Below are 25,848 nucleotides of genomic sequence, written 5' to 3'. Positions count from 1 at the left end.
ATGCACGGAACTCCCGACTCGACGGTCAGAACTCCCGACTCAACGCGCGGCGTCGCTGATGGAGGTGATCCAGGACTGATGGGTGGTGCTGCTCTTGGTGATCGCGAGCAGCTCGTCCATGTGCGGCTCGAGTCCGGTCACCTTGTCGAGCGGGACGCCGACGATGAGCTGGAAGCCCAGGCCGCGCCACGCCTGGACGGCGCGGCCGGCGAACTCCGAGTCGGCCTTCACGAAGCCCTCGTCGAGGAAGACCGGGGCGAAGCGGGGCCGGGACCGCATCTCGTCGCCGAGGCGGAAGCGGAGCGCGGAACCGACGATGAAGGCGACCAGCTCCTGGCTCTCACCGCCGCTCTTCTCCCCCAGGGTCCGGTACGTCGCGCGCAGCTCGCCGGTGAGGTGGTCGTAGCGCTCGGCGCTGATCTCCACGTGGCGGCGTACGTCGAGCAGGCGGTCGCGATCGGTGAGGGCGACGGCGGCGTCGCCCACCTGGCTCGGCTTGCGGAGCTGCTGCATGAAGCGGCTCAGCTCGGCGAACCGCTTCTCCAGCGCCTCCTCCCCCAGGTCGGTGGACGAGCCAGCAGAGAGGGCGCGCAGGTCCTTCATGAAGGTCTGCACGTGCGCCGGCGAGGGCCGGCGCAGCCGGATCCGGAGCCGGTCACCCGAGGCGCCGAACTCCAGGCGCCGCAGGATCGCGTTGATCGGCTCGAGGCGGTCCTCGATCTCCTCGATCGAGGCGGCCATTGCGCCGACGAGCGGCACCAGGTCCTGGCCGCTCCACTCGGTCAGCCGGCGCCGCCACTCCGCCCGTCGGTCGGCGAGGCCCTTGCCGCGGATGTCGTCGAGGATCCGGGCGTAGTCGGGGTAGGAGTCGGGCGTGAGGCCGAGGTTGGGCGAGTCCCAGTGGAACTTGTAGACCCGGAAGACCTGGACGAGATCCTCGTCGACCCGCTTGATCTCGGCCTCGGCGTCGGCGACCGCGACCCGCAGCCGCTCCGAGAGCCGCTGCGATGACTCGGTGAAGCGGTCGAGGTCGTCGGGGTCGGCCGGGGCGGCGGCCGCGGCGAAGTCGGCCGCGAGGGCGGCGTCCTGCTCGTCGGTCAGCGTCACCCGGCCGCTGGTCTCCATCTCCTGGAGCCGGTCGTTGACGAGGTCCTCGGAGTCGACCAGCTCGGCGTGCGCCGCGTTGAGGTCGCGCTGGCGCTGCTCGGTGCCGTAGCGCGCCCGGCGGGACTCCTCGAGCCGCGCCGTCAGGTCCTCGATCTGCGCCTCGAGCGCCTGGAGCTGGTCGTCGGAGCCGAGGATCTCGGAGCGGCGACGCTCGAGATCGGCGATGCGTCGGTCGCTGCCATCGACGTCGAGGTCGTCGAAACGCGCCGTCGCGACCGCGTCGTATGACGCCTTCTGCCGCTCGAGCACGCGGGAGCGCCGGTCGGCCTCGGTCACCTCGGCGGCGACAGCCTCGAGCTGCTCCTCGAGTCGGGCGAGCTCGGCGTCGATCTCGGCGATCGCGTCGGCGTTGGAGAAGCCGATGATGCTGCGCGCCTCGTTGCGGCCGTGGGCGCCGCGACGGCCGTTGCGGGTCTGGCCGGCCATGGTGACCCGGAGGCCCGGGCCGGCCAGGTCGTCCGCGGAGCCGACGCAGAGCGCGTTGCGGGTCGGCTCGTCGACGTGGGCCTGGACCCAGCCGGCGAAGGGCGAGTCCTGGAAGACCAGCTTGCCGGCGACCCGCTCGGGGTCACCGGGGGCGAGGTCGGGCAGGCCGAGCTCGACACCCTCGAAGGTGAGGCGGCCGCGCAGGCGCAGCCCGTCGATCGCCGCGGAGAAGTCCTCGAGCCGGTCGAGCGGCACCAGCATCAGCCGGGCGCTGGCGCCGAGGACCGTCTCGATCGCGGTCCGCCACGGCGCCTCGTCGGGCGCCACGTCGATCAGCTCGGCCACGAAGGGCAGCTCGTCGACACCGAGTCCGCTGGCGGCGGCGACCTCGGCCCGCAGGTCGTGCATGCGGGCCGGGACGCGGCCGGCGTGCTGCTCCAGGGACGCGCGCTCGCGACGCAGCTCGGCCTGGCGCTCGCTGAGCGGGAACTGGCGGCGCAGCGTCGCGTCGCGGTCGGCCCGGATCCGCTCCTGGTCGCGCTGCCAGCCGGCGAGCCAGTGGCGCGCGTGCAGCTGGAGCACCGCGAAGGACTCGGCCGAGAGCAGGGCGGCCTCGACGTCGGGCGCCTGGGCGTCCGTCGCCTCGATCAGCGGCAGCATCCGCTCCTCGAGGACCGACCGCCGTCCGAGCCGGTCCTCGCGGACGACCTGCTCCTGCTCGAGCGAGAGCGCGAGGGTCTGCAGCGTGGAGCCGCCGGCGGCGCGGTGGGACTCCTTGGCCGCCTCGAGGTCGGTGAGGAGCGCGCGCTCCTCACCGGCCGTCGCGGTGAGCTCGTCGGCGGTCGCCGCCCGGTCGTGGCGGTTGGTCGCGACCGCGGCCTCGATCAGGCGCAGGTGGGTGCGCAGCAGCCACAGCCGGATCGGGGTGTCGCCACCGAGCGTGACGCCGTAGGAGTCGAGCTCGGCGAGCCGCCGGGAGGCCGACTCGCGGCGGTCGTGGAGCCCGCCGATCGGCTCGAGCAGCTCGAGCTTCTGCTCCTCGGTGCGCATCGCCGAGTGGGCGGTGTCGAGGTCGTCGAAGTGCTCGATCGCGCGATCGGCCGCGGCGTACGTCGCCGGCCGCTCCAGGACCATGTCCTTGTAGAGCTCGTCGACGCTGCGGACCTGGTTGCCGGCCTGGATCCGGGCCAGCAGCCGCAGCGCCTTGGCCCCGTCGCCGTTGGCGCCGATGCCGAGGCGGGCGTGCAGGACGGCGGTGAACTCGGCGTACGTGCGGTGGACCCGGATCCCCGGGAAGAGCTTCTTCAGCGTGGTGGCGTGGAACCGCTCGGGCACCGCCACCTCGAGCGCGTCGAGGGCGAGCGCGCCCTCGTGGGTGGCCAGCTGCATCTGGACGTCGCCCGAGCGGGCGGCGCGACGCGGCACGTAGTAGGTGCGGAGGGCGGTGAACCGGCCGCCCTGGTCGTTGACGAAGGTCATCGCGATCGCGCCCCAGGTGTCGGAGCCCTTGCCGCGCAGCAGCTTCTCGACCGGCCGGCCGGTGCGCGGGTCGTCGACCACGTCGACCGCACCGCGAAGGTAGGAGAGCAGGTTGCGCTGGCCGGCCCCGCGGGCCCGGCCGGCGACCGCGTCGTTGGAGGCGCCGTTGAACTTGGTGTCCGACGGCATCATCAGCGCGGTGTAGGCGTCGAGGATGGTGCTCTTGCCGACGCCGGAGGCGCCCGAGATCATCGTCGCGTCGCCCCGCAGCGGCACGGTGGTGAGGCCACCGAAGCCGCCCCAGTTGACCAGCTGCAGCAGCGCGGCGCGCCACTGGACCGTGTCGTCGGTCGGCGTCGCGACGTCCTTGCGCTCGAAGAGCCCGTCGCCGGGCTCGGAGTCCACCTGCTCGATCTCGTCGATCGACATGCTCACTGCTCCCCTGCTGCGTCGTCGCTCGCCGGCTGGTCCTCGTCGAAGAGGTCGGCCGCGTCGTCCGGGACCGGTACGTCGCTGCTGGTGGCTGCCTGCAGCGCCGCGAGGAGCTCCTGGAGCAGCTCGAGCGGGATCAGCGGCTCGACGGCATCGCTGATCTCGAAGCGCTCGTCGGAGCCGACGTCGATGAGCAGCCCGGCCTTGGCGACGCTCGCGACGGCGTTTCGGGCGCGCTTCTCGTCGCCGGCCACGTCGGTGGCGTGCAGCGGGCGGAAGCTGGCGACGTAGGCGACCAGGTCCTCACGGTCGATGAAGACCCGCGCGTCGCCGCCGGCGAGGCCGGCGCGGAGCCGGTCGCGCAGGTGCACGAGCACCAGCGTCTCCTCGCGCGACCACGCGGCGTCGTAGAGGATCGTCGGGAAGCGGCCGCCGGTCTCGGAGCTCGCCTGGCGCTTCCACGCGACCTCACGCACGCGGTCGACCTGGAGGTCGAGGAAGAGGTCGTTGAGCCGGGACCGCAGCACCCGCTCGTGCTCGACCAGCACCCGCCAGTCGCGCGGGTGGGTGCGGGCGCTGATGAAGCGCTGCTTGAGCAGGGTGACGAGGGCGTGCCGCTGGGCGAACGCCAGGCCGCCCTCGTCGCCCTCGAAGAGCGAGACGGACTCCTCGTCGACCCCGACCTCGACCTCGTCGACGTCGGTGGTGCCGGGCTCGGTCTCGACGGTCATGCGCGGGTCTCCCTGGGGCTCAGGTCGGGATCGGGCAACGGGGTGCGGGGCACCGCGAAGGTGCGCCGGCTGCCGTCGGGGCGTACGGCGGCGTAGGACTCGACCTCGTCCTCCGACCGCCAGTCGCGGTCGGCGGCGAGGTGCAGGAGGCCGAAGATCTCGACCGGGCGGCGCAGGGACGGCTCGAGCTCGTCGAAGAGCGCCCCGAGCGAACCGGCCGGGTTGGTCGAGGCGAGGGCGGCGTCGATGCGCTGGCGCAGCGAGGCCAGCTTGGGTCCGCCCTGCGCGACGAGGTCGGCGAGCGAGACGGGCGGCGCCTCGCTCGGGTCGGCGGTGCTGATGCGCTCGGGCAGCACGTCGTCCGCGGGGTCGTAGAAGCGCTCCCGCAGGTGGTCGACGCTCGCCCGCGCCGGCAGCAGCGGCACGTCGTGGGTGGCTCGAGGGCCGGTGGTCGCCATCCAGGTCATCAGCTCGGACTCGACCTGCCGCAGGGTCTGCTCCAGCTCGCGGTCACGCGCGGCGTCGTGGGAGACGATGTACTCCTTGAGCGTCGCAGTCACCCGCGACCGCTGCACCAGGACGCGTTCGAGGCCGTCGCGCACGAGCGACACCGTGCCCCGCAGCTCGCCGCGGTCGGCATCGCTGAGGATGCCGTCGGAGAGGGGGTGCTCGAGCAGCGCCGTCAGGTCGTCACGCAGCTGGGTGACCAGGGCGTCGTCGCGCAGCAGCGCGAAGGCGCCCTCGAAGGCACGGCCCTCGTGGGTCGCGGTCATCAGCGCGTCCGCACGGGCGAGGTAGTCGTCGATGACCTCGCCGGCCGGCCGGTCCTCCGCGCGGAAGGCCGCCAGGATCTCGGTGCGGATCGTGGCGAAGCGCTCCTCCACCCGGGCGAAGTCGCTCGGCAGGGCCGAGATCAGCGAGAGCAGCTCGGTGAAGCCCTCGAGCATGTAGTCCTCGGTCGCGCTCACCATGTCGGCGCCGTCGACCAGCCGATCGCGCTCGACCTCGAGCCGGGCGATCTCCTCGTTGAGGAGCGTCACTCGCGTCGACCGGTCCGGGTTGGCCTCGGAGTTGAAGCGGCGGACCGTGCCGAGGATGGTCGCGATGCGGTGCTCGCTCAGGGCCGCCCGGTCGCGAGCGAGGTTCTTGACCAGCTCCAGCGCCTGCTGGGCGTGCGAGGTGAGCGCGTAGACCTCGTGTCCGCCCTCGTCGAGCGAGCGCACCAGCCACTGCCCGCGCATCCAGCGCTGACAGATCTCCCGGCCGCTGCCGGCCGGGAGGTCGGTCTCCCCGGCGCGCCGGATCTCCGCGAGGTGCTCCTCGACCTGGGTGTGCAGGCGGGCCGTCGGGATCGGCTTGTTGTTGCGACCGAACGCGGCACGGAAGATCGTGATGACGACCGGCGCCTGGCGCTGGTGGAGCAGGGTCAGCGTGGGCTGGCCGAAGGCACCCTTGACCCGGGCGAGCTCGCCCCCGATCCCACTCACTGACATCCCCTCGTCCGCGTCCCCGCCACCTGCCGGTGGGCAAGCATCGCAAAGGCCCCCGACATCTCGACAATCGGACTCGCGGGCACGTGACCTCCGAGGGGTGGAACTCGTTCTATCCACGTGCTGGCTCAACGGTCCCGTGTCCCTGCCGCCCTCGTCGCGGTGCTCTCGCTCGTGCTGCTCGGCCTCGCGGTCGTGGCCGGTCCGCCGTCGGCGGTGGCGGCCGACGACGGGTTCACCGCGCACGGCAGCGCCAAGCAGGTGTACGCCGTCGGACTTCCCGCGGGCGCGACGGCCACGCTGGTCGACGCCCGGGGCGACACCGTCGCACGGGAGAAGGCAACGTCGCTCGGCGGCGTGCTCTTCCGGGACGTGAAGCCCGGCGGCGGCTACCGGGTGCGGTCGGGCGGTGACACCGAGGGGCCAGTGACGGTCCACGGCGGCAACCCGAAGCAGTGGAACACGGACATCTACGACCAGACGATGCCCGAGGACGGCTACGGCTACCTCACCACGCGCGACGGCACCCAGCTCGCCTACACCGTGCACGCGCCGACCAACCCGGCCGGCATCGGCGGCGCGGCGATCCCGATCCCCGCGGGGGTCAGCTACACGCCGCCGTACCCGACGCTCATCGAGTACTCCGGCTACGGCTACGCCGATCCGGACGGGCCGACCAACGGCATCGCGGCGATCGCGAACATCATGGGCTTCGCGGTCGTCGACATCCAGATGCGCGGCACCGGCTGCTCGGGCGGCGCGTTCGACTTCTTCGAGCCGCTGCAGTCGCTCGACGGCTACGACATCGTCGAGACCGTCGCCCGGCAGTCCTGGGTCAAGGGCGGCAAGGTCGGGATGATGGGCATCTCGTACGGCGGCATCAGCCAGCTCTTCACGGCCCAGACCCGGCCGCCGCACCTCGCCGCGATCTCGCCGCTGTCGACCATCGACGCGACCGCGACGACCCTCTACCCCGGCGGCACCCTCAACACCGGCTTCGCGGTCGAGTGGGCCAAGGAGCGCCAGCAGGAGGCCCAGCCGGCCGGCACCGGAGCCACCGGCACCCAGCCGTACGCCGAGCAGCGGGTCGCCGACGGCGACGAGACCTGCGCCGCCAACCAGGCGCTGCACGGGGAGGCCGCGTCGCTGATGGACAAGATCCGCGACAACGCCCACTACAACCCGAAGGTCGCCGACCCGCTCGACCCGGTGTCCTTCGTGCACAAGATCGACGTGCCGACGTTCCTGGCCTGCCAGTTCGAGGACGAGCAGACCGGTGGCCACTGCCCGGCGCTGGTGCGCCACTTCACCGGCACGACGAAGAAGTGGTTCACCTTCACCAACGGCGCCCACATCGACTCGCTCGACCCCGAGACCCTCAACCGCTGGTACGACTTCCTCTCGCTCTACGTCGCCGACCAGCCGCCGGCGCTCAACGCGGCCGTCGTCCGGGCCGCGGCGCCGCTCATCTACCAGGAGGCGATGGGCACCCCGGCCCAGGACCCCCTCACCCTGCCGAACGACCCGGTGCAGCTGGAGCCGACGTACGACGGTGCGCTGGCCGCGTTCGAGGCCGAGAAGCCGGTCCGGGTGCTCTTCGACAACGGCGCCGGGAGCGGCCCCCTCGGCACCAACCAGGCCGGCGACCCCTACCCGGGCTACGAGCACTCCTTCGACACGCTGCCCGCGCCGGGCACCAGGGCCGAGTCGTGGTACCTCGGCGCCGGCAGCGCGCTGCACGCGAAGGCGCCGCGGAAGGAGAACGTCGACCGCTACGTCTCCGACCCCAGCCTGATGTCCGGCACCGACTACACCGAGGACACCGGGACCGGCACCGCGACCGGCGGCCTGTGGGGCAACGCCTCCCAGTGGAGCTGGGACTGGAAGCAAGGAAGGCCGGGAGCGCGGTCTCCTACGTCTCGGCGCCGCTGACGAAGGACACGACCACCGTGGGCGCCGGTGCCGTGCAGGTGTGGGTGCGCTCCTCGGCCCGGGACGTCGACCTCCAGGCCACGGTCAGTGAGGTCCGCGACGGCACGGAGACCTTCGTCCAGAGCGGCTGGATGCGCGGCAGCGAGCGGAGGCTGGCGACCTCGAGCGACAACATCATGAAGCAGCCGTCGACCCTGCTCGAGCCGATCCCGACCCTGCGCGCCGACGACGCGCGCCCGATGCCGAGCGGCCGCTACACGAAGGTCGTCATCCCGCTCTACTTCCAGGGCCACGCCTACCGAGCGGGCTCTCGGATCCGGGTGACGATCTCGGCCCCGGGCGGCGAGCAGCCGATCTGGGCGTTCGCGCACGCCAAGCCCGTGCAGGGGACCTCGACGATCCACGTCGCCTCGTCCCGGCAGCACCCGTCGCGCCTGGTGCTCCCCGTCGTGCCCGGCCTGAGCATCGACTCGGACGCGCCCGCCTGCCCGAGCCTGCGCAACGAGCCCTGCCGCGACTACGTGCCCTACCGCAACCGCTGAGCCCTACTTCACCTGCTTCTTGATCCGCCGCGGCATCGACACCTGGAGGACCTGGGAGTACTGCCCCTCCGAGCTGAGGTAGACGCGCCCCCTCTCGTCGATGGCCAGGCCCTCTCCCTGGGTCTGGCGGGGCAGCCGGAAGGTGCCGAGCAGCTCCATGCTCGGGAAGCGGTAGACCGCCGCCCGGCGGTAGTCGCGGATGATCAGGAAGTGCCCGTCCGGGAAGAACGAGCCGTCCGTGGCGACCGGAATCACCGCCGCCACCCGCTTCAGCGGATTCGGCGACGAGGCCGACAGCGTCTTGGGCGCGCGGTAGAGGGAACCGTTCTCCGTGCGCTCCTTGGTCGCCACGAAGAGGCGGCCCGTGCGCGGGTTGACCATCAGGGTCTCCGCGTCGTGGGCCCCGTCGGGGTAGGCGAGGTCGTACGACGCGGCCGACACCGTCTGCTCCGTGCGCCCCACCGGCACGTCGATCACCTGCACCGTCGAGCGGGCCCGGAGGTTCCCCCCGATGTCCCCGACCCAGACGGAGCCGTCGCCGGCGGGTGCGAGCGCCTCCGGGTCGACGGGGGTGGTGCTCCAGTCCGTCGTACCGACCGTGTCGCCGGTGGCCGGGTCGACGACGAAGACCCGACCCGGGTTGCCCGCGTCGTTGAGGGTGAGGAAGAGCCCTTCGCGGACGACGAGCGCGCTCGACTCGACGACGTCGGGATCGGTGAACGCGAAGACGACGGTGTCGGTCACCTGCGCGTCGGCCGGAGCCGCGCCCAGGACGCCCGCCGCGCTGACGCCCGCCAACAGGCCGACGACTGCCACGACTCCCCGCATCGCGACCGCCTTCTGGAGGTGGAGGTGCTCTCAGCCGGAAGGTAGGGCAGCAGGCACGCGCTCGGCAAGCACCGAGATCACTGCCAGTAGTTCTCGACCACCGATCCGGTCCGGGTCGTGGCGCCGTCCGGGTCCTCCCCCGCTGCCCGCCTGGCCCGGCGCTGTCGGAGCAGGTCCCAGCACTGGTCCAGCTGCACCTCGAGCGCGGCGAGCTCCTGACGCTCCCCCGGTCGCGCTGGTTGCCCCGGCGGTCCGTCCTCGTGCGACTGCCGCAACCGGTGCTCGCGGTCGACCATCTCCGAGATGCTGTGCAGCAGGTCCTGGTCATCCATGGTGCCTCCTGGCGATCGTGCGATGGGTGCGCCCGACGTACCGCTCGCCTCGGCAGGCCGCCGGACGCACGGGCCTGCCGACGGTCTGCTCGAGCACGCGGCGCTGCGCCGCGCGGAGCGCCGGGCCGGGGTCGATCCCGAGGTCGCCGTCGAGCCGGTCGCGGACCCGGGTGTAGACGGCGAGCGCGTCCGCGTGCCGGCCGGCGGCGGCCAGGGCCACCATCAGGCTCGCGTGCACGGGCTCGTGGAAGGGCGCCATCGACGTGGCCAGGTGCAGGGGCGGCAGGACGCGCGCCGCCATCCCGTGCGCGACCGCGAGATCGGCGGCGGAGACGCAGGTGTCGAGGAAGGAGTCGTTGAGGCGTGCGAAGACCGGCGCCATCGCCGGCTCCTGGGACAGACCCGCACCCGCGGGGCCGGCCCAGAGCCCGAGCGCCTCGACCTGGCGGTCCAGGGCGGCCCGCGGCTCGTCCCGGGCGAGGGCCGCGGCGGCGTCCCGCGTCAGCTCGTCGAACCGGGCGACGTCGAGGACCGCACCACCGGCGCGGAACAGGTAGCCGTTGCCGCACGGGCAGAGGTAGGAGCCGGTACGGCGAGGCGGCAGCGAGGGCTCGAGCAGCCGCCGCAGCGACCCGACGTACTTGTGCAGCACGTTGCGGGCGCTCGCGGGTGCGTGCTCCCCCCAGAGCAGGTCGACCAGCTCGTCGACCCCGGTCGGCTGTCCCTGCCGCGCCGCCAGGAGGGTGAGCAGGTGGGCCTGCTGGCGCGGCCCGGCACCGATCTCGTCGTGGCCCCGCCACACCCGCAGCGGGCCGAGGATCTGCAGCCGCAGGGACGGGTCGGAGCGGGTCGGCATGGGTGACTACTCCTCAGGACGAGGTACGGCGGGGCCGAGCACCCGCGACACTAGGAGCGGGAGCTGGAGGAACGCATCAGTCGCGTGACTCGGATGCGGCCGGAGGGACGATGGCACGACAGGACCGGAGCGGTGGCTCCTCGGCGCCGTGGAGCGCCGCGGCCTGCGGTCTCCTCGGCCGCGGCGAGGTGCTCCAGGAGGTCCGGCACCGGCTCGTCGAGGGCAGCCGCGTCATCACGGTGCTCGGTGGTCCCGGCGCGGGCAAGACCGCGGTGGTCACGGCGGCGGCCGACGCGGCGCGGGCCGATGGCTGGCTCGTCCTGCACGCCCACGGACGCACCACGGAGGCGATGCTGGGCTTCTCCGCCCTCCTCGACCTCCTCGACGCGCCCGGGGCCGAGGACCACGGGACCGTCGACCTGGTCGCGTCGATCCGCCGTCGTGTCCTCGGCAGCGAGGGGACCGGACCCACGGATGCCCTCCGTCTGCGCCGCGACGTCCACCAGTGGCTGGTCACGCTCGCCGCCGACCGCGATCTCCTCGTCCTCCTCGACGACGTGCACTGGCTGGACCCCGCCTCGTGGCAGGTGCTCGCCTTCGTCGCCAACCGGCTCGCCCAGTCGGAGGTGTCCTTCCTCCTCGCGTCCCGCGCCGACGCGGCCCCGGCGGGCCTCGAGGACCATCCCGTCCTGCACCTGCCGCCGCTGACCGGGGCCGAGTCTCTCGAGCTCCTCGACGCGACGTGTCCGGGCCTGGATCCGGTGACCCGGGTGTCGATCCTCGAGCGCGCTGCCGGCAACCCGCTGGCGCTGCTCGAGCTGGGCCGCGTCGGCGCCCACGACGCCCTGCCGGCGACCGTCGAGGCGGCGTTCGCGGCCGACCTGCCCGCCCTTCCGGCGGAGACCCGGCGACTCCTGCTGCTGGTCGCCGCGGGCGCCGACGACCTCGCCGTGCTGTCCCGGGCCACCTCCGCGGGCTCGGTCCCCCACCAGCTCGAGCCGGCGGAGCACGCCGGCCTGGTGCGGGTGCACGGCACCCGCGTCGTCTTCCGCCACCCGCTCGTGGAGTCGACCGTCTACGGCCTGGCCAGCGCGGCCGAGCGCCGCGCGGCGCACGGCACCCTGGCGGACGCGTACGCCGCGGACGGCGATCGGAGGATCTGGCACCGCGCCGCCGCTGCCGTGGCCCCGGACGAGGACGTCGCGGCGGAGCTGATGGCCAGCGCCGACCGGATGTGGATGCGCGGCGCTCAGCAGGAGGCGGCCGATGCGGTGGTCCGCGCTGCGGAGCTCACCGTCGACCCGGACCTGCGCGACGAGCGGATCCTGATCGGCGTCGACATGTCGCCCGCCATCGGGCACGTGCACAAGATGGCCTCCGTCGCCGACCGCTTCCGCCGGCACTCCACCCACCCCGCCGTCCGTGCCCGATCGGCCCAGGTGCAGGCCTACGCGCTGACCCAGACGATGCAGCAGGCGGCGGCGCGGGACATGCTGCAGCGGTCGCTGGAGGAGATGATCGGCCTCGACGACCTGGCGGGCTGGGCGTCGCTCACGAGCCTGGCCACGCTGACCTACCGGACCGGCCAGGGCACGGGCGTCCTCGCCCGCTGGTTGCAGCGCTACGAGGAGACCACCCTCCACGACCCCGAGGGCCATCCGCTCCAGGCGGCGGCCTGGGCGTGGATCCGCGCGGCGCTGGACCCCCTCGACCCACCGAGCGAGCTGCTCGAGCTGTTCCGCGCCGCCCCCGACCACCCCACGGGCACCCTCCCGGTCAGCGACATCGTCGTGTACGACGTCCTGCTCGGCGCGACCGGCTGGCTGCTCGACGAGCACGCGGTCGCCGTGCGCCGCCTCACCCGGGCCGTCGAGCTGATGCAGCGCGCGGACGGATCGCGCCATCTCGCCCAGCCGCTCATGGCGCTCGGCCAGGTGCAGTTCGACCTCGGGCGGTACGACGACGCCGACCGCACCGGCCGGATGCTGGTCGACATCAGCGAGGCCGAAGGCCTCTGGTACTACCGCGTGGTGGGTCGGGAGCTGCGCGCCCGCGTGACCGCCGTACGCGGGGATCACCGCGAGGCGCTGCGGACGATCGACGCGCTGCTCGCCGAGACCGAGTCCGGGCAGTCGGCCTCCCTCGAGGCGGTCCTGATGACCGGGCGTGCCTACGCCCTGGCGGGCATGGGCGATCACGAGGGCGCCTACCAGGACCTGCGGAGTCTCTTCGGCGCCGACGGCGACCCGCTCCACCCGCACGTCTCCTTCCTCGCGCTCGCCGACCTCGTCTCCGCGGCCGTGCGGGTCGGGAGGGCCGACGAGGTCGTCGAGGTGGTCCGGCGGGCGCAGGGCCGGGTCGGCACCGAGCCGGGGCCACGGATCCGCCGCCTGCTCGCCCGCGCCCGGGCCCAGCTGTCCGCCGACCCCGCAGACGCCGACCGGCTCTTCGATCGCGCCGTGCGCGAGCCGGGAGCTGCCGACTTCCCGTTCGAGTGGGCGAGCGCCCAGCTCGAGCACGGCGTGTGGCTGCGCCGGCAGCGCCGTGCCGCCGACGCCCGCGGCCTCCTCCGGACCGCCCAGCAGGTCTTCACCCGGATCGGGGCGAGCGCGTGGGCGGCGGCGGCCGAGGCCGAGCTGCGCGCGGCCGGGGTCCGCTCGGACGATCTCGGCCGCGAGCCCGCCCGTTGGCCCGACCTGACCTCCCAGGAGCGGGAGATCGTGCTGCTCGCCGCCACCGGCCTGAGCAACAAGGAGATCGGCCAGGCGCTGTTCCTCTCCCCACGTACGGTCGGCGGGCACCTCTACCACGCGTTCCCGAAGCTCGGCGTCACCTCGCGCAACCAGCTCCGCGACGTGGTCAGCGAGCTGCGCGAGGACTGACCCGGCCCTCGTCAACTGCGCGTCAACTGCTCGTCCACTGCGCCCGCGTAGGTTCCTGCCACCGCCGGCTGTGTCGCCGCCCGGCGGGCCGTCGGGTCCTGTCGAGGAGCAGCGATGTCAGATGCGTGGCCGGCGCTGCCCAGCCGGTGGCGGCACGGCACCCGCGACACGGTGCACCTGTGGTGCCAGCTGCTGGGCCGGACCCGGACCTCCCTCACCCCCGGAGACCGCAACCGGCCCGACCTCCCGCTCTACGTGAACTCGGTGGGCGTCACGACCTCGCTGCTGCCGCTCGGCGTCCGCGGTGGGCTGGAGCTGGTCGCCAACCTCGTCGACCACCGGCTGGAGATGCGCCTCACCGACGGCCGGCAGCGGCGCCTGCAGCTCGGCCCCCGCGACGTGGCCGGGCTGTACGCCGAGTACGTGGCCGCGCTGGCCGAGCTCGACGTCGAGGTCGACGTCGCGCTCCCACCGGGCCGGGCGGACGCGCCGTACGACGCCCAAGCCGCCCGACTCTTCTACGCGACGCTGGTGTCCGCGCACCGGGTGCTGACCCGGGCACGGACCGATGCCGGCCCGACCACCGGCCCGGTGCGTCTCGTGTGGGGGACCCTCGACCTCGCCGTCGCCGGCGAGGTCACCACCTGCGGCTTCCGGTCGACGGGCGGCGACGACGGCGTCTTCCACGCGCATGCCGTCCCGGAGCCGCCGGGCTTCCGCGACCACGTGCCGCGCTCGGCGGCCTACTTCGACGACGTGCTGGAGGAGTTCGTCCTCCCCTACCCCGCCGTCCGCCGTGCCCTCGACCCGGACACCTACGTCGGGGAGTTCCTCCGCGAGATCCATGACCTGGCGACACCCCGAAGGAGAAGACCATGACGTCCGACGACAAGGCCCCGATCGTCCTCATCCACGGCCTCTGGATGACCCCGAAGAGCTGGGACACCTGGGCGGGGCGCTTCCGCGCCGCCGGCCACGAGGTGATCGTCCCCGGCTGGCCCGGGATCGACGCCCGGACGGTCGAGGAGGTACGACGGGACCCCACGCCGCTCAAGGGCATCGGCATCACCCAGATCGCCGACCACTACGACCGGATCATCAGCGCGCTGCCGAGCCCGCCCCTGATCATGGGCCACTCCTTCGGCGGCCTGTTCACCGCGCTGCTCGCCGACCGTGGCCTCGGCCGGGCCTGCGTGGCGCTCGCTCCCGCGGCCACGGCCGGCGTGAACAAGACCCCGTTCAGCACCCTGCGGTCCGCCCTCCCGATCCTGGCCAACCCGCTGGGCAAGAACGGCGCCAAGCCGATCTCGAAACGCCACTTCCACTACACGTTCGGCAACGACCTCTCGCGCAGGGAGTCCGACCGCCTCTGGGAGGAGTACGCCGTGAACTCCTACAACCGGGTCATGTTCGAGGAGGTCGCCTCCGCGAAGGACGTGGAGAAGGGCGTCACCCGCGTCGACTACACCCGCCCGGACCGGGCGCCGCTGCTGGTGATCTGCGGGGGCATCGACCACGTCACTCCCCCGGAGCTCGGCCGGGCGACGGTGGCGACGTACGAGCGCGCCGGCGGGCCGGCCCTCGTCGAGTACCGCGAGTACGCCGGCCGCACGCACCGGCTGGTCAGCCAGGCGGGCTGGGAGGAGATCGCCGACTTCGCCCTGGAGTGGGCGGAGGCCCACGCGACGGACACGACGGCCCCCTGAGTCGGCTCGGCGCGGCTCTGGGCTTGGCCGAGTACGACCACGGGGGGTGGTCGTCCTCGGCCAGGACCCGGTGCACCGACGCGACCGCGCTGGCACCCTCGCCGACGGCCGAGGCGACCCGTTTCATCGAGCCGGCGCGCACGTCGCCCACGCAGAAGAGGTGGCGCACGCTCGTCTGGAACGGCAGCGCGACGTCCTGGCCGGCCGGCACCTCGTCCGCGCCGAGGCGGGTGGCGGTGAGCACGAAGCCGTCCGCGTCACGGGCAATCGGGGCGAGCCACCCGGTGTCGGGTTCGGCGCCGATGAAGCAGAAGACGGTGCGGCTCTCGAGCTCCTCGTCCGGCACGCCCTCGCGGCGTACGACGACGCCGGCCAGGGCGTCCTCGCCGCGCAGCCCGACGACCTGGGCGCCGGTCCACAGCCGCACCATCGGGTGGGCCTCCAACCGCCTCGCCAGGTAGGCCGACATGGTCGCGTCGACCCCGTCGCGGCGGACCACGACGTCGACCCGCGAGCCGCGCGAGGCCAGGAAGAGCGCCGCCTGCCCCGCGGAGTTGGCGCCGCCGACGACGGTGACCGGCCGGGACTGGCAGTCGCGGGCGTCCAGCTCGGTGGCCGAGTACCTGATCTCGCCGCGTCCCTCGTAGTCCTCCCAGCCCGGGATCCCGAGCCGCCGGTAGCGGGCGCCGGTGGCCACGATCACCGCGCGGGACCGCAGTCGGGTGCCGTCGCCCAGGGCGACGCAGGGCCGGCCGGGGTCGGACACGTCGAGGGCGACGACCTCGCACGGCGTGTAGAGCGGAGCGCCGAACCGGAGCGCCTGGACCAGCGCGAGCCGGGTCAGCTCCTCGCCGCTGACCCCGCGGGGGAAGCCGAGGTAGTTCTCGATCCGGGAGCTGGTGGCCGCCTGGCCACCGGGTCCGGCGGAGTCGAGGAGCACCGTCACCAGACCCTCGGAGGCGCCGTACACGGCGGCCGCGAGACCGGCGGGGCCGGCGCCCACCACCACGAGGTCCACGTCGACCCCGTGGTCGGCGTAGGAGAAGCCGATCGCGGCCGCGAGGTCGCGTGGGGTGGCACGCACGAGCAGCCGGTCCGAGACGACGGCGGCCGGCAGGTCCCCGGCCGCGAGCCCGTGGGTCGCGAGCACCGACTGCCCCTCGATGGAGTCGGTGTCGATGGAGACGTGCGGCAGCTGGAGCCGCGCGGCGTAGGTGCGCAGCGCCCGGGTCGCGGCGGACCCGGCCGGTCCCACGATCTCCAGGACGCTGGCGGCCGAGTCCATGATGATCCGGCGGCGGACCCGGAACGCCTCGATCACCACGTCGGCGATGTCCACCTGCTCGCCGAGGACGTCGCGGAACCTCTCCGCGTCGATGCGGACCACGGTGCCCGCCCGCCGGACGCGCGCGGTCAGGAAGACCGTCTGGCCGGTGAGCAGGCTCAGCTCGCCGGTGAACTCGCCGGTCCGGCGCGTGTAGACGACGTGCTCGGGCTCGACGGCCGTCGCGTCCCGGACCACGTCGATCAGCGCCGTCTCGACCAGGAAGAGGTCGTAGCGGCGGTCGCCGGACTTGTAGAGGACCTTCCCCTCCTCGACGAGCTGCCGCTCGCCGTAGCGCGACAGCCGCTCGAACTGCTCCTCGCTCAGCCGCGGTGTCGGCGGCGCGTCGTCGATGGTCATGCGTGCTCCTTCGAGAGGTCGCGCCGTGAGGTCCGGCGCGGCAGGGTCAGGCTGGCCGCCGCGATCGACCCGATCACCGTCGTGGCGAGGACGACGACCAGCCACGACAGCGCCCGCCCGAGCGGGTCGTCGGTGGCCGACAGCCACCGGATCGCGTACGTCGCACTGGCCGCGACCGTGAAGGTGTAGGCCCACCAGCCGAGGCCGAAGGGCAGGGCGGCGTACCGCGGAACGAGCACCAGCTGCACGCCGACGAGGAGCACGAAGGTGCCGAGGATGAGCTGCTGGACGGGGCCGGTGGCGTCGCCCAGCGCGTGCAGTGCGTTGCCGAGGACCGCCGGCGGCGCCGAGAGGATCGCCAGGGTGGGCACGAGGGCGGATGGCAGCGGCGGGCCGAGGGCGAGGCGTCCGAGAAGCACTGCGCCGATCAGGCACCAGCTGAGCAGGCCGAGCCCGAGCGCGGCCATCGCGGCCTCCCGCCAGCCTGCGACGGCGTACGCCTGGCGCCGATCAGCGGGGCGGCCGTCGTCGGCAGCAGGTAGCCCGGGTGCACCGTCACCAGTGGCCGGTCGCCGGCCAGCAGGCCGGTGAGGAACCAGCAGCCGAACACCGCGGCGACGACGGCCCCGGTGAGGACGACGACCTCGCCGGCGGTCCGGTCGACCCGGAGCAGCCGGGCGCCGAGCAGCATCCCGGTGGCGGGCACCAGCGCGGCGAACGGGCCGAGCACCGGGTGGCGGAGGTCGTCGACCGCGGTGCGCACGTCGCCGACACCCTGGACGTAGCGCACGGCGACCAGCCCGAGCGCGGCGGCGGCGGCGACCCAGACGATGTCGGACACCACCCGTGGGACGAGGCCCGCGTCGGCGGCCGCGCCCCACGTGCCGGCCAGCCCGGCTGTGCCGAAGGCGATGCCGAACGCGTTGAGGGGCACCCGTCCGGCCATCGCTGCTCGCCGTGGGACCGGGTCAGCCGAGGAAGGTGGTGAGCGCCGTGGTGACCTGGTCGGCATGGGTCCACGCGATGGCGTGCGGGCCTCCGTCGACCACGACCAGCTCCGCGTCCTTCATCAGGCCCGGCAGCCGGGCCGCGGTCAGCTCGATGGGGAGCACCCGGTCCTGGTTGCCGTGGATCACCAGCACCGGCACGTCCACCCGGGCGACGTCGTCCCGGAAGTCGGTGGTCCAGGCGGTGATGCAGGCGACCCCGGCGATCGAGGAGCTGTCGGCGGCGACGGCGAAGCTGGCGTCGAACACCGCCTCGCTGACGAGCGTCCCGCGGTTGACGTCGTAGTTGTAGAAGTTCTCCAGGAAGCCGCGGAGGTAGGCGAGCCGGTCGCCGGTCGCCTGCTCGACGAAGCCGGCGAAGAGCGACGCAGGGGCACCCTCCTCGCCGTCGTCGCGAACCAGGAGGTACGGCGGGATCGGCGAGATCAGCACGGCCTTGTCGACGCGGTCGGAGCCGTTCACGCCGAGGTAGCGCACCACCTCCCCCGTCCCCATCGAGTGCCCGACGAGGGTGGCCCCGCGGAGGTCCAGCGTCTCCATCAGCGTCCGCAGGTCGGCCGCGAAGGTGTCGTAGTCGTAGCCGTCGGCGGGCCGGCTCGACCTGCCGAACCCGCGGCGGTCGTAGGTGATGACCCGGTGGCCCAGCTCCAGGAGCACCGGGAGCTGCTTCTCCCACGCGGTGCCGCTGAGCGGGTAGCCGTGGATGAGGACGATCGGCGTACCGCTGCCGTGGTCCTCGTAGTAGAGCTCGATGTCGCCGGAGTTCTCCTGGCCGACCTTGATGTAGGGCACAGCACCCTCCCCTGTCCGATCCACGGCCGAAGGACATCGACACGTGCCGGCAGTCAAGCCGCACCCGGTGCACGACGAGTGCACGATCAGTGCACGCGACGTCGCGGCTCAGGCGAACGGCGACCCCGGTCCCGGCCGGGGTCGCCGTCGCCACGGCGGGGTTCAGTCGAGCAGCCCCTGCATGGTGTCGATCTCCCGCTGCTGGGAGGTCGCGATCGAGTCGGCGAGCGCGAGGGCGTCGTCGTACACGCCGTCCTCGCTCTCGGTCCCGGCCATCTCAATGGCGCCCTCGTGGTGCTCGATCATCATCCGCAGCCACATGTCCTGGAAGGCGTCGTCGGAGGCGTCGGAGAGATCCTGCATCTCCTCCGTCGACATCATCCCCGGCATGTCGTCCATCCCGTCCGTGCCGGACATGTCCATGCCGTCCATCCCGTCCGAGCCGTGGCCGGCATGGGCATGGTCCATCGAGGTGGCCGGGACGTCCTCTCCCCAGGCGGTGAGCCAGTCGACCATCGTCTCGATCTCCGGGGTCTGGGCGGCGCGGATGTCCTCGGCGAGCCGGCGTACGGCGGGGTCCAGCGGTCGGCCACGGGTCATCGCGACCATCTGCACCGCCTGAGCGTGGTGCGGGATCATCTCGGTCGCGAAGGCGACGTCGGCGTCGTTGTGGACCTGGCCGTCGGCGTCGGTGTGGGTGGCGGACGGGGACGCGTCGGCGTCCGAGTCGTCGGAGCCGCAGGCGGCAAGGGTGAGCCCGGTCGTCAGGGCGAGGACGAGCGCCGCCGCGCGACGGGTCGTCCGGTGGGTGTGCGTGTGCATGGGTGTGCTTCTCCTCGGTCAGCGGTGGTGGGCGGGCAGCAGCGACCGGACCAGCGCGCAGCGTGCGCGCGGCCGGGTCGCGGGCCCCTCAGCACCGCTGGATGGAGAGCTGGAACAGGTCCGGCGGCGCCGGTCCGCGGGCACGCGCCCAGCAGGCGAACTGACGGACGGCCTCGCGCGGGAGCCGGAGCCGGTCGAGCAGCGTCCGGCGTGGACCGCCGAGCAGCGCGGCCGCGGCGAGCAGGGCACCGGCGAGCACGGCGAGGCACAGCCCGGCCATGCCGTCCATGTCCCCGCTCGGCTGCTTCGACGGTCCCGACCGGCCGGCGTGACCGTCCGCGTGTGCGTCGGTCATCGAGGTCATCGAGGACATCGAGGCCTGCACGGCGTGCCCGGCGGCCCCGTGGTCCGAGAGCCCGTGCATCGCGAAGAGGCCGGCCGCGGCGAGCAGCAGCGCGGCGAGGCGCAGCACCGCCGACGACGTACGTCGTCCGGGAGCGGTGCGCTGCCTCGCGGTCATCGCCCCGAGTCTAGGCGGGGGTCAGCGACGTACGCCGGCGGGCGTGGGCGCGCGGAGGGCGTACCCGACCCCACGGACGGTGCGGATGATCGGCGGGCTGGCGGCCTCGATCTTCCGGCGCAGGTTGCGGATGCCGCTGTCCACGATGTTCGAGCGACCCGTGGCGCCGTCCCAGACGTGGTCGAGGATCTGGGTGCGGGTGAGGACCCGCTCGGCGTTCAGGACCAGGAAGCGCAGCAACGAGAACTCCGTCGCCGACAGCTCGATCGGCCGGCCCGCCCGCCACACCTGGTGCCCGTCCACGTCGAGGACGAGGTCGGCGTACGCGATCCGGCGGTCCACCCTGCTGGTCCGGTGTCCGCGGCGACGCAGCACGGCCTCGACGCGCAGCAGCAGCTCGTCGAGGCTGAACGGCGTGCTGAGGCAGTCGTCCGCGCCTGCGGCCAGGCCGGCCATCCGCTCCTGCGCCGAGCTGCCGGCGAGCAGGATCGTCGCGGTCGCGAGCCCGTCGTCGCGCAGCCGCTCGGGGACGGTCAGGCCGTCGAGGTCCGGCAGCACCGCGTCGACGACCACCAGGTCGTGCCACCGCGCGCGGAGCGCGGCCAGTCCCTCCTCACCGGTGGTGGCGGTCGCCACCTCGTGACCAACGAAGGTCAGTCCGGCGACGATCGGGTCGCGCAGCCGGGCGTCGGCGACCATGACGAGCAGGCCAGTCGGGGACGAGTCGAGCACGTGCTCACCGTCGTCGCCCGGGTTCGGCCGGTGCTGGCAGGAGTCTGTGCGCGAGGTGGGAGATCCGACGCATCGAGAATCGACAACGCCGGATCATGGAGGCGTCATCTTCCGGAGCCAGCCTTCCCGTTGTCATCGAACCGACAACGAAGGAACCGACATGAACCTCAAGCACGCACTGACCACCGGAGCCGTCGCCGTCGCCAGCACGGGAGCCCTCCTCGCGACCAGCACCACCGCCGCCCACGCGGCCGACGCCGACACGGCGTACACGAGCGGCACGGCGAGCGGCACCTCGCAGTACACCTACCGGCTCAGCGACTCCGGCAGCGAGCTCCGCAACCAGACGGTCCGCTTCACGATCAACAGCAGCAAGGGCAAGGGCCGGGTCTGGAAGGTCACCGTGCTCAAGGACGGGGAGGCGGTGACGAGCGCGACCGAGACCACCGACCGGCACGGCAACTTCGTCTACAAGACCACGATCCGCGCCGACGACGACGCCGAGATCAAGGTGCGCGCCGTGGCCGGGTACGGCGAGCACGCGAAGAGCACGCTCTCCCTCGACTGACCGGATGCGGCCGGCCCCGGCCACGACGCCACGACGGCCCCGACCAGCAGGTCGGGGCCGTCGCCCGAACGTCGTCGTCCGGCGTCGGTCAGGCGTCGACCAGCTCCTCGGCCGGGTGCTCCTCGGTCGAGCGGGAGTCGGTCAGGGTGAAGGCGCCGAAGCCGGCGACCAGGCCGACCACGACCGCGAGGATCCCGTAGGTCACCGTCTCGCCGTGGAAGAAGGACTGGACGAGGTCGTTGCTCCAGGCGCCGGCGGGGAGCTGGGTGGTGACCAGGGCCGCGATCAGGGTGCCGACGACGGCGGTGCCGACGCTGGTGCCGACCTCCTGGGCGGTGTCGTTGAGGGCGGTGCCGATGGAGGTGCGGTTGGCGGGCATCGCGTCGACCAGCGCGACGGCGCAGATCGTCATCAGGGTGCGGATGCCGATGGTCAGCAGGACCATGCAGATCGCGATCGCCAGGTAGCCGTGGTGGACGCCCCAGGCCAGCCCGCCGAGCGCGCCGGCGAGGAAGGCGGCGCCGACCAGGCAGGCAATCCGGTGGCCGAATCGGTGCACCAGGCCCTCGGAGATCGGGGTCGCGAGGATCATCGTGGCGATCATCGGCAGGTTGGCGAGGCCGGCGCGCACCGGGCTCCAGCCGTAGGCGTACTGGAAGTGCAGGACCAGGCCGAACATGACGCTGGCCATCGCGATCGCGGTGCCCATCTGCGCGATCGTCGCGCCGCGGACGGTGCCGTTGGAGAAGAGCTTCAGGTCGAGCATCGGCTCGGCGGCGCTGCGCTCGCGCCACACGAAGCCGATCGCGGCGAGCACGGCGCCGACGATCGAGAGGATCGTCGGGGCCGAGAGCCAGCCGTGGTCGACGCCGCTGGTGAGCGAGTAGCAGGCCAGGCCGATGGCGGCGATGCTGAGCGCGGCGCCCGGCAGGTCCATCGCGTCGTCGGTCAGGTCGTCGGGGTGGTCGGCCGGCACGCCGAGGCGGACGCCGACCCAGGCGATCAGCGCGATCGGGGCGTTGACGACCAGCAGCCACTCCCAGCGCACGTGCGCCAGGGCGGTGCCGCCGAGCAGCGGGCCGAGGATGAAGCCGGACATGCCGACGATCATCATCACGGTGATGGCGCGCATCCGGAGCGCCTTGTCGTCGAAGAGCCGGAAGACCAGCGAGTTGGTGATCGGGGCCATCGCGGCGGCGGCGATGCCGAGCGCGGCGCGCAGCGCGATCAGCTCGCTCGAGGTCGTCACGAAGATGACCAGGAGGCTGGTCAGGCCGAAGATCGCGAGGCCGGTCAGGAGCACCCGGCGCCGGCCGAAGCGGTCGGCGATCGAGCCGGCGGTGAGCAGGAGGCCGCCGAAGGTCAGCGCGTAGGCGCTGGTGACCCACTGCAGGGCAGTCGTACTGCTCCCGAGGTCGCGGCCGATGGTCGGCAGCGCGATCGACAGCAGGGTGTTGTCGACCATCTCGACGAAGAAGGCCAGGCAGAGCGCGGCCATCGGGATCCACGCCGCGCGCAGCGACGGGTAGGTGCGGGTGGGTGTGGGAGCGGTGGTGGTGCTCATGGTGACCTCCTGACGTACGGCGCCCCGGTCCGAGGCGCGGCACGACCGTAGGAGCCGCCGCTTTCACCCCGGCTTCACACCGGTTTCAGCGCCACTCCCCCGGGTTTCAGACCCCCGCGACCGGCGGGATCGCCACCACCTGGCCGGCGTAGCTCAGCCCGGCGCCGAAGGCGATGAGCAGGGCGGTGTCACCCTCCTTGGCCTCGCCGGAGCGGACCATCGCCTCGATCGCCAGCGGCACGGAGGCCGCCGAGGTGTTGCCGGACTCCTGGACGTCGCGCGCGATCGCGACCGACTCGGGCAGCTTGAGGTTGCGGGCCAGGGTCTCGGTGATCCGCAGGTTGGCCTGGTGCGGCACGAAGACGTCCAGGTCGTCGAGGGTCAGCCCGGCGCGGGCGACCGCGTCGCGGGCCACGTCCGCCATCGCGAACGGCGCCCACCGGAAGACCTGCGTGCCCTCCATCTGGACGACGAGCGGGTGCTCCGCGTCCAGCTCGTCGCACCGCATCGACTGGGTGATGACGTGCGACTGCGAGCCGTCGGAGCCCCACGCGACCGGGCCGATCCCGGGCTCGTCGGCGCCGCCCACGACGACCGCGCCGGCCCCGTCGGCGAAGATGAAGGCCGTGCCGCGGTCGGTCGGGTCCATGAACGTGCTGAGCCGCTCCACACCGACGACCAGGACGTAGCGGGCGTTGCCGCCACGCACCAGGTCGGAGGCCACCGACAGCGCGTGGCAGAAACCGGCGCACCCGGCCGAGACGTCGAACGCCGCCGCCCGCGAGCCCAGCCGATCGGCGAGGACCGGCGCCGCCGCCGGCGTGTGCTGCACGTGCGTCGAGGTCGCCACGATGACCGTCCCGAGGTCGGCCGCGTCGACACCGGCGACCGCGAGCGCCCGCTGCGCCGCGACCGCCGCCATGTCGAGGAGCGACTCACCGTCGGCGGCGTACCGGCGCGACCGGATGCCGGACCGGGTCTGGATCCACTCGTCGCTGGAGTCCAGCACCTCGCAGATCTCGTCGTTGGTCACGACCCGCTCGGGTCGGTAGACCCCCAGGCCCAGGATGGCGGTGGCGGACGGGCCCGCCTGCTGCATGATCGACGTCACACGCGCAGGCTAGACCCTCCCTCCGTCAGAGGACGTAGAGCATCTCCTGGTAGGTCGGCAGCGACCACAGGTCGTCGGCGACGAGGCCCTCGAGCGTGTCGGCGGCCTCGCGGACCGCCGCCATCGCGGGGAGCACGACGTCGCGGCTGAAGGTGGCCGTGGCGAGCGACTCGTCCTCGTGCTCCTTGGCGATCGCCTCGCCCAGCTCGGCCAGCGCCGCGCGCAGGTCGGCGATCGGCGCGGACACCGTCGTCAGCAGCGAGGTGTCGGCCTCGACGCCGGCGGCGGTGAGTGCGGCGACGTTGGCGGCGAGCTCGGTCTGGTAGCGCATCGCGGCGGGCAGGATGATCGTGGTGCCCATCTCGAGGGTCAGGTTGGCCTCGACGCCGACCGTGAGGATGTACTGCTCCAGCCCGACCTCGTAGCGGCTGTGCATCTCCCGCTCGTTGAAGACGGCGTACGTCGAGAAGAGCTCGATCGCCTCCTCGGAGATCAGCTCCGGGAGCGCGTCGACGGTGGTGCGGAGGTTCTTCAGGCCGCGCTGCTCGGCCTCGACCTGCCACTCGTCGGAGTAGCCGTTGCCGTTGAAGATCACCGCGCCGTGGTCCGCGATGATCGTGGTGAGCAGCGACTGGACGGCCTCGTCGAAGTCGGTGCCGGCGGCGACCGCCTCCTCCAGCGTGGTCGCGCAGAAGTCCAGCGCCTCGGCCATGATCGTGTTGATCACGACCATCGGGGCGGCGACGGTCTGCAGCGAGCCCGGCGCCCGGAACTCGAAGCGGTTGCCGGTGAAGGCGAAGGGGCTGGTCCGGTTGCGGTCGCCCGGGTCCTTGCTGAGGTCCGGGAGCGTGTCGACCCCGATGATCAGCGTGCCCTTCTCCTTCGACCGGGTGGCGCCACCCTTGGCGACCTGGTCGAAGACGTCGGCGAGCTGGTCGCCGAGGAAGATCGAGATGATCGCCGGCGGGGCCTCGTTGGCGCCGAGCCGGTGGTCGTTGGACGCCGACGCGACGGACGCGCGCAGCAGGCCGCCGTACTTGTGGACCGCGCGGATGACGGCGGCGCAGAAGACGAGGAACTGGGCGTTCTCGTGCGGGGTGTCGCCGGGCAGCAGCAGGTTGCCCTGCGGGCCGTTGCCGATCGAGAAGTTGACGTGCTTGCCGGAGCCGTTGACGCCGGCGAAGGGCTTCTCGTGGAAGAGGCACTCCATCCCGTGCTTCTTGGCGATCGAGCGGAAGGTCGTCATCAGCAGCTGCTGGTGGTCCGAGGCGAGGTTGGAGCGCTCGAACATCGGCGCCACCTCGAACTGCCCGGGCGCAACCTCGTTGTGCCGGGTCTTGGCCGGGATGCCGAGCTTGAAGAGCTCCCGCTCGGTGTCCATCATGAAGCCGAGCACCCGCTCGGGGATGGCGCCGAAGTAGTGGTCGTCGAACTCCTGGCCCTTCGGCGGCTTCGCGCCGAAGAGGGTCCGGCCGGCGTTGAGCAGGTCCGGGCGGGCGACGAAGAAGTGCCGGTCGACCAGGAAGTACTCCTGCTCGGGGCCGCAGTAGGACACGACCTTCTCCGGCGTGTGGCCGAAGAGCGTCAGGACGCGCTCGGCGTGCACCGACATCGCCTGCTGCGAGCGCAGCAGCGGCGTCTTGTGGTCGAGCGCCTCACCGGTCATCGAGATGAAGATCGTGGGGATGCAGAGCGTGTTGCCGTTGGGGTTCTCGAGCACGTACGCCGGGCTCTGGATGTCCCAGCCGGTGTAGCCGCGCGCCTCGAACGTCGCGCGCAGGCCGCCGTTGGGGAAGCTCGAGGCGTCGGGCTCGCCCTGGATCAGGGTCTTGCCGGCGAACTCCGCGATCGCCGTACCGTCGCCGACCGGGTCGAGGAAGCTGTCGTGCTTCTCAGCGGTGAGGCCGGTGAGCGGGTAGAAGACGTGCGCGTAGTGGGTCGCGCCCTTCTCCATCGCCCAGTCCTTCATCGCCGAGGCGACGGCGTCGGCGACCAGCGGGTCCAGGGGCGCGGACTTCTCGATCGTCGCGACCACCGACTTGTAGACCGACTTGGGCAGCCGCTTCTGCATGACGGTGAGGCTGAAGACGTTGTCGCCGAAGATCTCCCCCGGCTCCTCGCCCGGGTCGAACGTGACCGCCGGAGGCGTGTAGGCCTCGACGTCGCTCATCGCCTGCAGTCGGACCTTGTTCGCGCTCATCTCATCGGCTCCCTCTGGCACACGGACAGCCGCTCCCCACGGCCG

The 25,848-nt window shown here is 72.8% G+C and carries 22 protein-coding genes; 6 read left to right on the top strand and 16 right to left on the bottom strand.

The window, feature by feature from the left end; translation table 11 throughout:
* Nucleotides 1-39: 39 nt before the first annotated feature.
* From K8U61_RS19320 to K8U61_RS19310, 3 genes are read right to left on the bottom strand one after another with little or no spacing between them, the layout of a single operon-like run.
* Nucleotides 40-3,501: an ATP-binding protein gene (locus tag K8U61_RS19320; protein ID WP_224124691.1), complete on the bottom strand. Its 3,462-nt coding sequence runs from the start codon at nt 3,499-3,501 to the stop codon at nt 40-42.
* Between the two features lie 2 nt (nt 3,502-3,503).
* Entirely contained in the window at nt 3,504-4,235 is a 732-nt protein-coding gene (locus K8U61_RS19315; RefSeq protein ID WP_224124690.1) for a DUF4194 domain-containing protein, read from the bottom strand.
* On the bottom strand, nt 4,232-5,722 hold the full coding sequence (locus tag K8U61_RS19310; protein ID WP_224124689.1) for a DUF3375 domain-containing protein: 1,491 nt from the start codon (nt 5,720-5,722) through the stop codon (nt 4,232-4,234). Before K8U61_RS19310 ends, K8U61_RS19315 begins: the two co-directional genes overlap by 4 nt.
* Nucleotides 5,723-5,887: 165 nt before the next feature.
* On the opposite strand from K8U61_RS19310, the gene K8U61_RS19305 reads away from it, so the two are divergent.
* Entirely contained in the window at nt 5,888-7,657 is a 1,770-nt protein-coding gene (locus K8U61_RS19305; protein WP_224124688.1) for a CocE/NonD family hydrolase, read from the top strand.
* Entirely contained in the window at nt 7,594-8,199 is a 606-nt protein-coding gene (locus tag K8U61_RS19300; protein WP_224124687.1) for a CocE/NonD family hydrolase C-terminal non-catalytic domain-containing protein, read from the top strand. The genes K8U61_RS19305 and K8U61_RS19300 overlap by 64 nt, the downstream gene beginning before the upstream one ends.
* A 3-nt stretch (nt 8,200-8,202) precedes the next feature.
* On the opposite strand, the gene K8U61_RS19295 is transcribed toward K8U61_RS19300, so the two are convergent.
* From K8U61_RS19295 to K8U61_RS19285, 3 genes are all read right to left on the bottom strand, one after another.
* Entirely contained in the window at nt 8,203-9,015 is an 813-nt protein-coding gene (locus tag K8U61_RS19295; protein WP_224124686.1) for a hypothetical protein, read from the bottom strand.
* 89 nt (nt 9,016-9,104) lie between these two features.
* Nucleotides 9,105-9,359 (bottom strand): DUF2630 family protein, encoded by a 255-nt coding sequence (locus tag K8U61_RS19290; RefSeq protein ID WP_224124685.1) that lies wholly within the window; start codon nt 9,357-9,359, stop codon nt 9,105-9,107.
* The gene (locus tag K8U61_RS19285; RefSeq protein ID WP_224124684.1) at nt 9,352-10,215 is read right to left on the bottom strand and encodes an AfsR/SARP family transcriptional regulator; all 864 of its coding nucleotides are present in this window, start codon (nt 10,213-10,215) and stop codon (nt 9,352-9,354) included. Before K8U61_RS19285 ends, K8U61_RS19290 begins: the two co-directional genes overlap by 8 nt.
* A gap of 110 nt (nt 10,216-10,325) precedes the next feature.
* On the opposite strand from K8U61_RS19285, the gene K8U61_RS19280 reads away from it, so the two are divergent.
* The 3 genes from K8U61_RS19280 (at nt 10,326) to K8U61_RS19270 (ending at nt 14,803) form a co-directional block, all read left to right on the top strand.
* Complete coding sequence (locus K8U61_RS19280) at nt 10,326-13,097, top strand: AAA family ATPase (protein WP_224124683.1); 2,772 nt, start codon at nt 10,326-10,328, stop codon at nt 13,095-13,097.
* A gap of 114 nt (nt 13,098-13,211) precedes the next feature.
* On the top strand, nt 13,212-13,976 hold the full coding sequence (locus K8U61_RS19275; protein ID WP_224124682.1) for a DUF5996 family protein: 765 nt from the start codon (nt 13,212-13,214) through the stop codon (nt 13,974-13,976).
* Nucleotides 13,973-14,803, top strand: a complete 831-nt coding sequence (locus tag K8U61_RS19270; protein WP_224124681.1) for an alpha/beta hydrolase — start codon at nt 13,973-13,975, stop codon at nt 14,801-14,803. The genes K8U61_RS19275 and K8U61_RS19270 overlap by 4 nt, the downstream gene beginning before the upstream one ends.
* Here the strand turns inward: K8U61_RS19270 and K8U61_RS19265 are convergent.
* From K8U61_RS19265 to K8U61_RS19240, 7 genes are all read right to left on the bottom strand, one after another.
* Entirely contained in the window at nt 14,721-16,487 is a 1,767-nt protein-coding gene (locus K8U61_RS19265; protein WP_224124680.1) for an FAD-dependent oxidoreductase, read from the bottom strand. The two genes, K8U61_RS19270 and K8U61_RS19265, sit on opposite strands and share 83 nt — an antisense overlap.
* Nucleotides 16,484-16,954, bottom strand: a complete 471-nt coding sequence (locus tag K8U61_RS25175) for an SLAC1 family transporter (RefSeq protein ID WP_263427434.1) — start codon at nt 16,952-16,954, stop codon at nt 16,484-16,486. The genes K8U61_RS19265 and K8U61_RS25175 overlap by 4 nt, the downstream gene beginning before the upstream one ends.
* Nucleotides 16,915-17,433, bottom strand: coding sequence for an SLAC1 family transporter (locus K8U61_RS25170; protein ID WP_263427433.1), 519 nt, complete (start codon nt 17,431-17,433; stop codon nt 16,915-16,917). Before K8U61_RS25170 ends, K8U61_RS25175 begins: the two co-directional genes overlap by 40 nt.
* A 22-nt stretch (nt 17,434-17,455) precedes the next feature.
* A complete protein-coding gene (locus K8U61_RS19255) occupies nt 17,456-18,286 on the bottom strand; it encodes an alpha/beta fold hydrolase (protein ID WP_224124679.1) in 831 nt (276 codons plus the stop codon).
* A gap of 162 nt (nt 18,287-18,448) precedes the next feature.
* Nucleotides 18,449-19,108 carry a DUF305 domain-containing protein gene (locus K8U61_RS19250; RefSeq protein ID WP_224124678.1) on the bottom strand — a complete coding sequence of 220 codons (660 nt, stop codon included), beginning with the start codon at nt 19,106-19,108 and terminating at the stop codon, nt 18,449-18,451.
* An 88-nt stretch (nt 19,109-19,196) separates the two neighbouring features.
* A complete protein-coding gene (locus tag K8U61_RS19245) occupies nt 19,197-19,628 on the bottom strand; it encodes a DUF6153 family protein (protein WP_224124677.1) in 432 nt (143 codons plus the stop codon).
* A 21-nt stretch (nt 19,629-19,649) separates the two neighbouring features.
* Nucleotides 19,650-20,360 (bottom strand): response regulator transcription factor, encoded by a 711-nt coding sequence (locus K8U61_RS19240; protein WP_224124676.1) that lies wholly within the window; start codon nt 20,358-20,360, stop codon nt 19,650-19,652.
* 160 nt (nt 20,361-20,520) lie between these two features.
* Here K8U61_RS19240 and K8U61_RS19235 point away from each other — a divergent pair, with 160 nt between their 5' ends.
* A complete protein-coding gene (locus tag K8U61_RS19235) occupies nt 20,521-20,928 on the top strand; it encodes a hypothetical protein (RefSeq protein ID WP_224124675.1) in 408 nt (135 codons plus the stop codon).
* Between the two features lie 88 nt (nt 20,929-21,016).
* On the opposite strand, the gene K8U61_RS19230 is transcribed toward K8U61_RS19235, so the two are convergent.
* The 3 genes from K8U61_RS19230 to K8U61_RS19220 all read right to left on the bottom strand — a co-directional run bounded on the left by K8U61_RS19230 (nt 21,017) and on the right by K8U61_RS19220 (nt 25,803).
* Nucleotides 21,017-22,492: an MFS transporter gene (locus K8U61_RS19230; RefSeq protein ID WP_224124674.1), complete on the bottom strand. Its 1,476-nt coding sequence runs from the start codon at nt 22,490-22,492 to the stop codon at nt 21,017-21,019.
* A gap of 106 nt (nt 22,493-22,598) precedes the next feature.
* Nucleotides 22,599-23,603 (bottom strand): beta-ketoacyl-ACP synthase III, encoded by a 1,005-nt coding sequence (locus K8U61_RS19225; RefSeq protein WP_308043208.1) that lies wholly within the window; start codon nt 23,601-23,603, stop codon nt 22,599-22,601.
* A gap of 25 nt (nt 23,604-23,628) precedes the next feature.
* The gene (locus K8U61_RS19220; protein ID WP_224124673.1) at nt 23,629-25,803 is read right to left on the bottom strand and encodes a glutamine synthetase III family protein; all 2,175 of its coding nucleotides are present in this window, start codon (nt 25,801-25,803) and stop codon (nt 23,629-23,631) included.
* Nucleotides 25,804-25,848: the final 45 nt, after the last annotated feature.

This window comes from Nocardioides mangrovi, assembly GCF_020073815.1.
Classification (GTDB): Bacteria; Actinomycetota; Actinomycetes; order Propionibacteriales; family Nocardioidaceae; genus Nocardioides; species Nocardioides mangrovi.
This window is presented reverse-complemented; position numbering and strand designations above follow the sequence as displayed.

Coding starts and splice junctions, on each gene's coding strand:
- K8U61_RS19320 (WP_224124691.1), bottom strand. CDS start 3,501: ATGTCGATCGACGAGATCGAGCAGGTGGACTCCGAGCCCGGCGACGGG.
- K8U61_RS19315 (WP_224124690.1), bottom strand. CDS start 4,235: ATGACCGTCGAGACCGAGCCCGGCACCACCGACGTCGACGAGGTCGAG.
- K8U61_RS19290 (WP_224124685.1), bottom strand. CDS start 9,359: ATGGATGACCAGGACCTGCTGCACAGCATCTCGGAGATGGTCGACCGC.
- K8U61_RS19285 (WP_224124684.1), bottom strand. CDS start 10,215: ATGCCGACCCGCTCCGACCCGTCCCTGCGGCTGCAGATCCTCGGCCCG.
- K8U61_RS19280 (WP_224124683.1), top strand. CDS start 10,326: ATGGCACGACAGGACCGGAGCGGTGGCTCCTCGGCGCCGTGGAGCGCC.
- K8U61_RS19275 (WP_224124682.1), top strand. CDS start 13,212: ATGTCAGATGCGTGGCCGGCGCTGCCCAGCCGGTGGCGGCACGGCACC.
- K8U61_RS19270 (WP_224124681.1), top strand. CDS start 13,973: ATGACGTCCGACGACAAGGCCCCGATCGTCCTCATCCACGGCCTCTGG.
- K8U61_RS19265 (WP_224124680.1), bottom strand. CDS start 16,487: ATGACCATCGACGACGCGCCGCCGACACCGCGGCTGAGCGAGGAGCAG.
- K8U61_RS25175 (WP_263427434.1), bottom strand. CDS start 16,954: ATGGCCGCGCTCGGGCTCGGCCTGCTCAGCTGGTGCCTGATCGGCGCA.
- K8U61_RS25170 (WP_263427433.1), bottom strand. CDS start 17,433: ATGGCCGGACGGGTGCCCCTCAACGCGTTCGGCATCGCCTTCGGCACA.
- K8U61_RS19250 (WP_224124678.1), bottom strand. CDS start 19,108: ATGCACACGCACACCCACCGGACGACCCGTCGCGCGGCGGCGCTCGTC.
- K8U61_RS19245 (WP_224124677.1), bottom strand. CDS start 19,628: ATGACCGCGAGGCAGCGCACCGCTCCCGGACGACGTACGTCGTCGGCG.
- K8U61_RS19235 (WP_224124675.1), top strand. CDS start 20,521: ATGAACCTCAAGCACGCACTGACCACCGGAGCCGTCGCCGTCGCCAGC.
- K8U61_RS19230 (WP_224124674.1), bottom strand. CDS start 22,492: ATGAGCACCACCACCGCTCCCACACCCACCCGCACCTACCCGTCGCTG.
- K8U61_RS19220 (WP_224124673.1), bottom strand. CDS start 25,803: ATGAGCGCGAACAAGGTCCGACTGCAGGCGATGAGCGACGTCGAGGCC.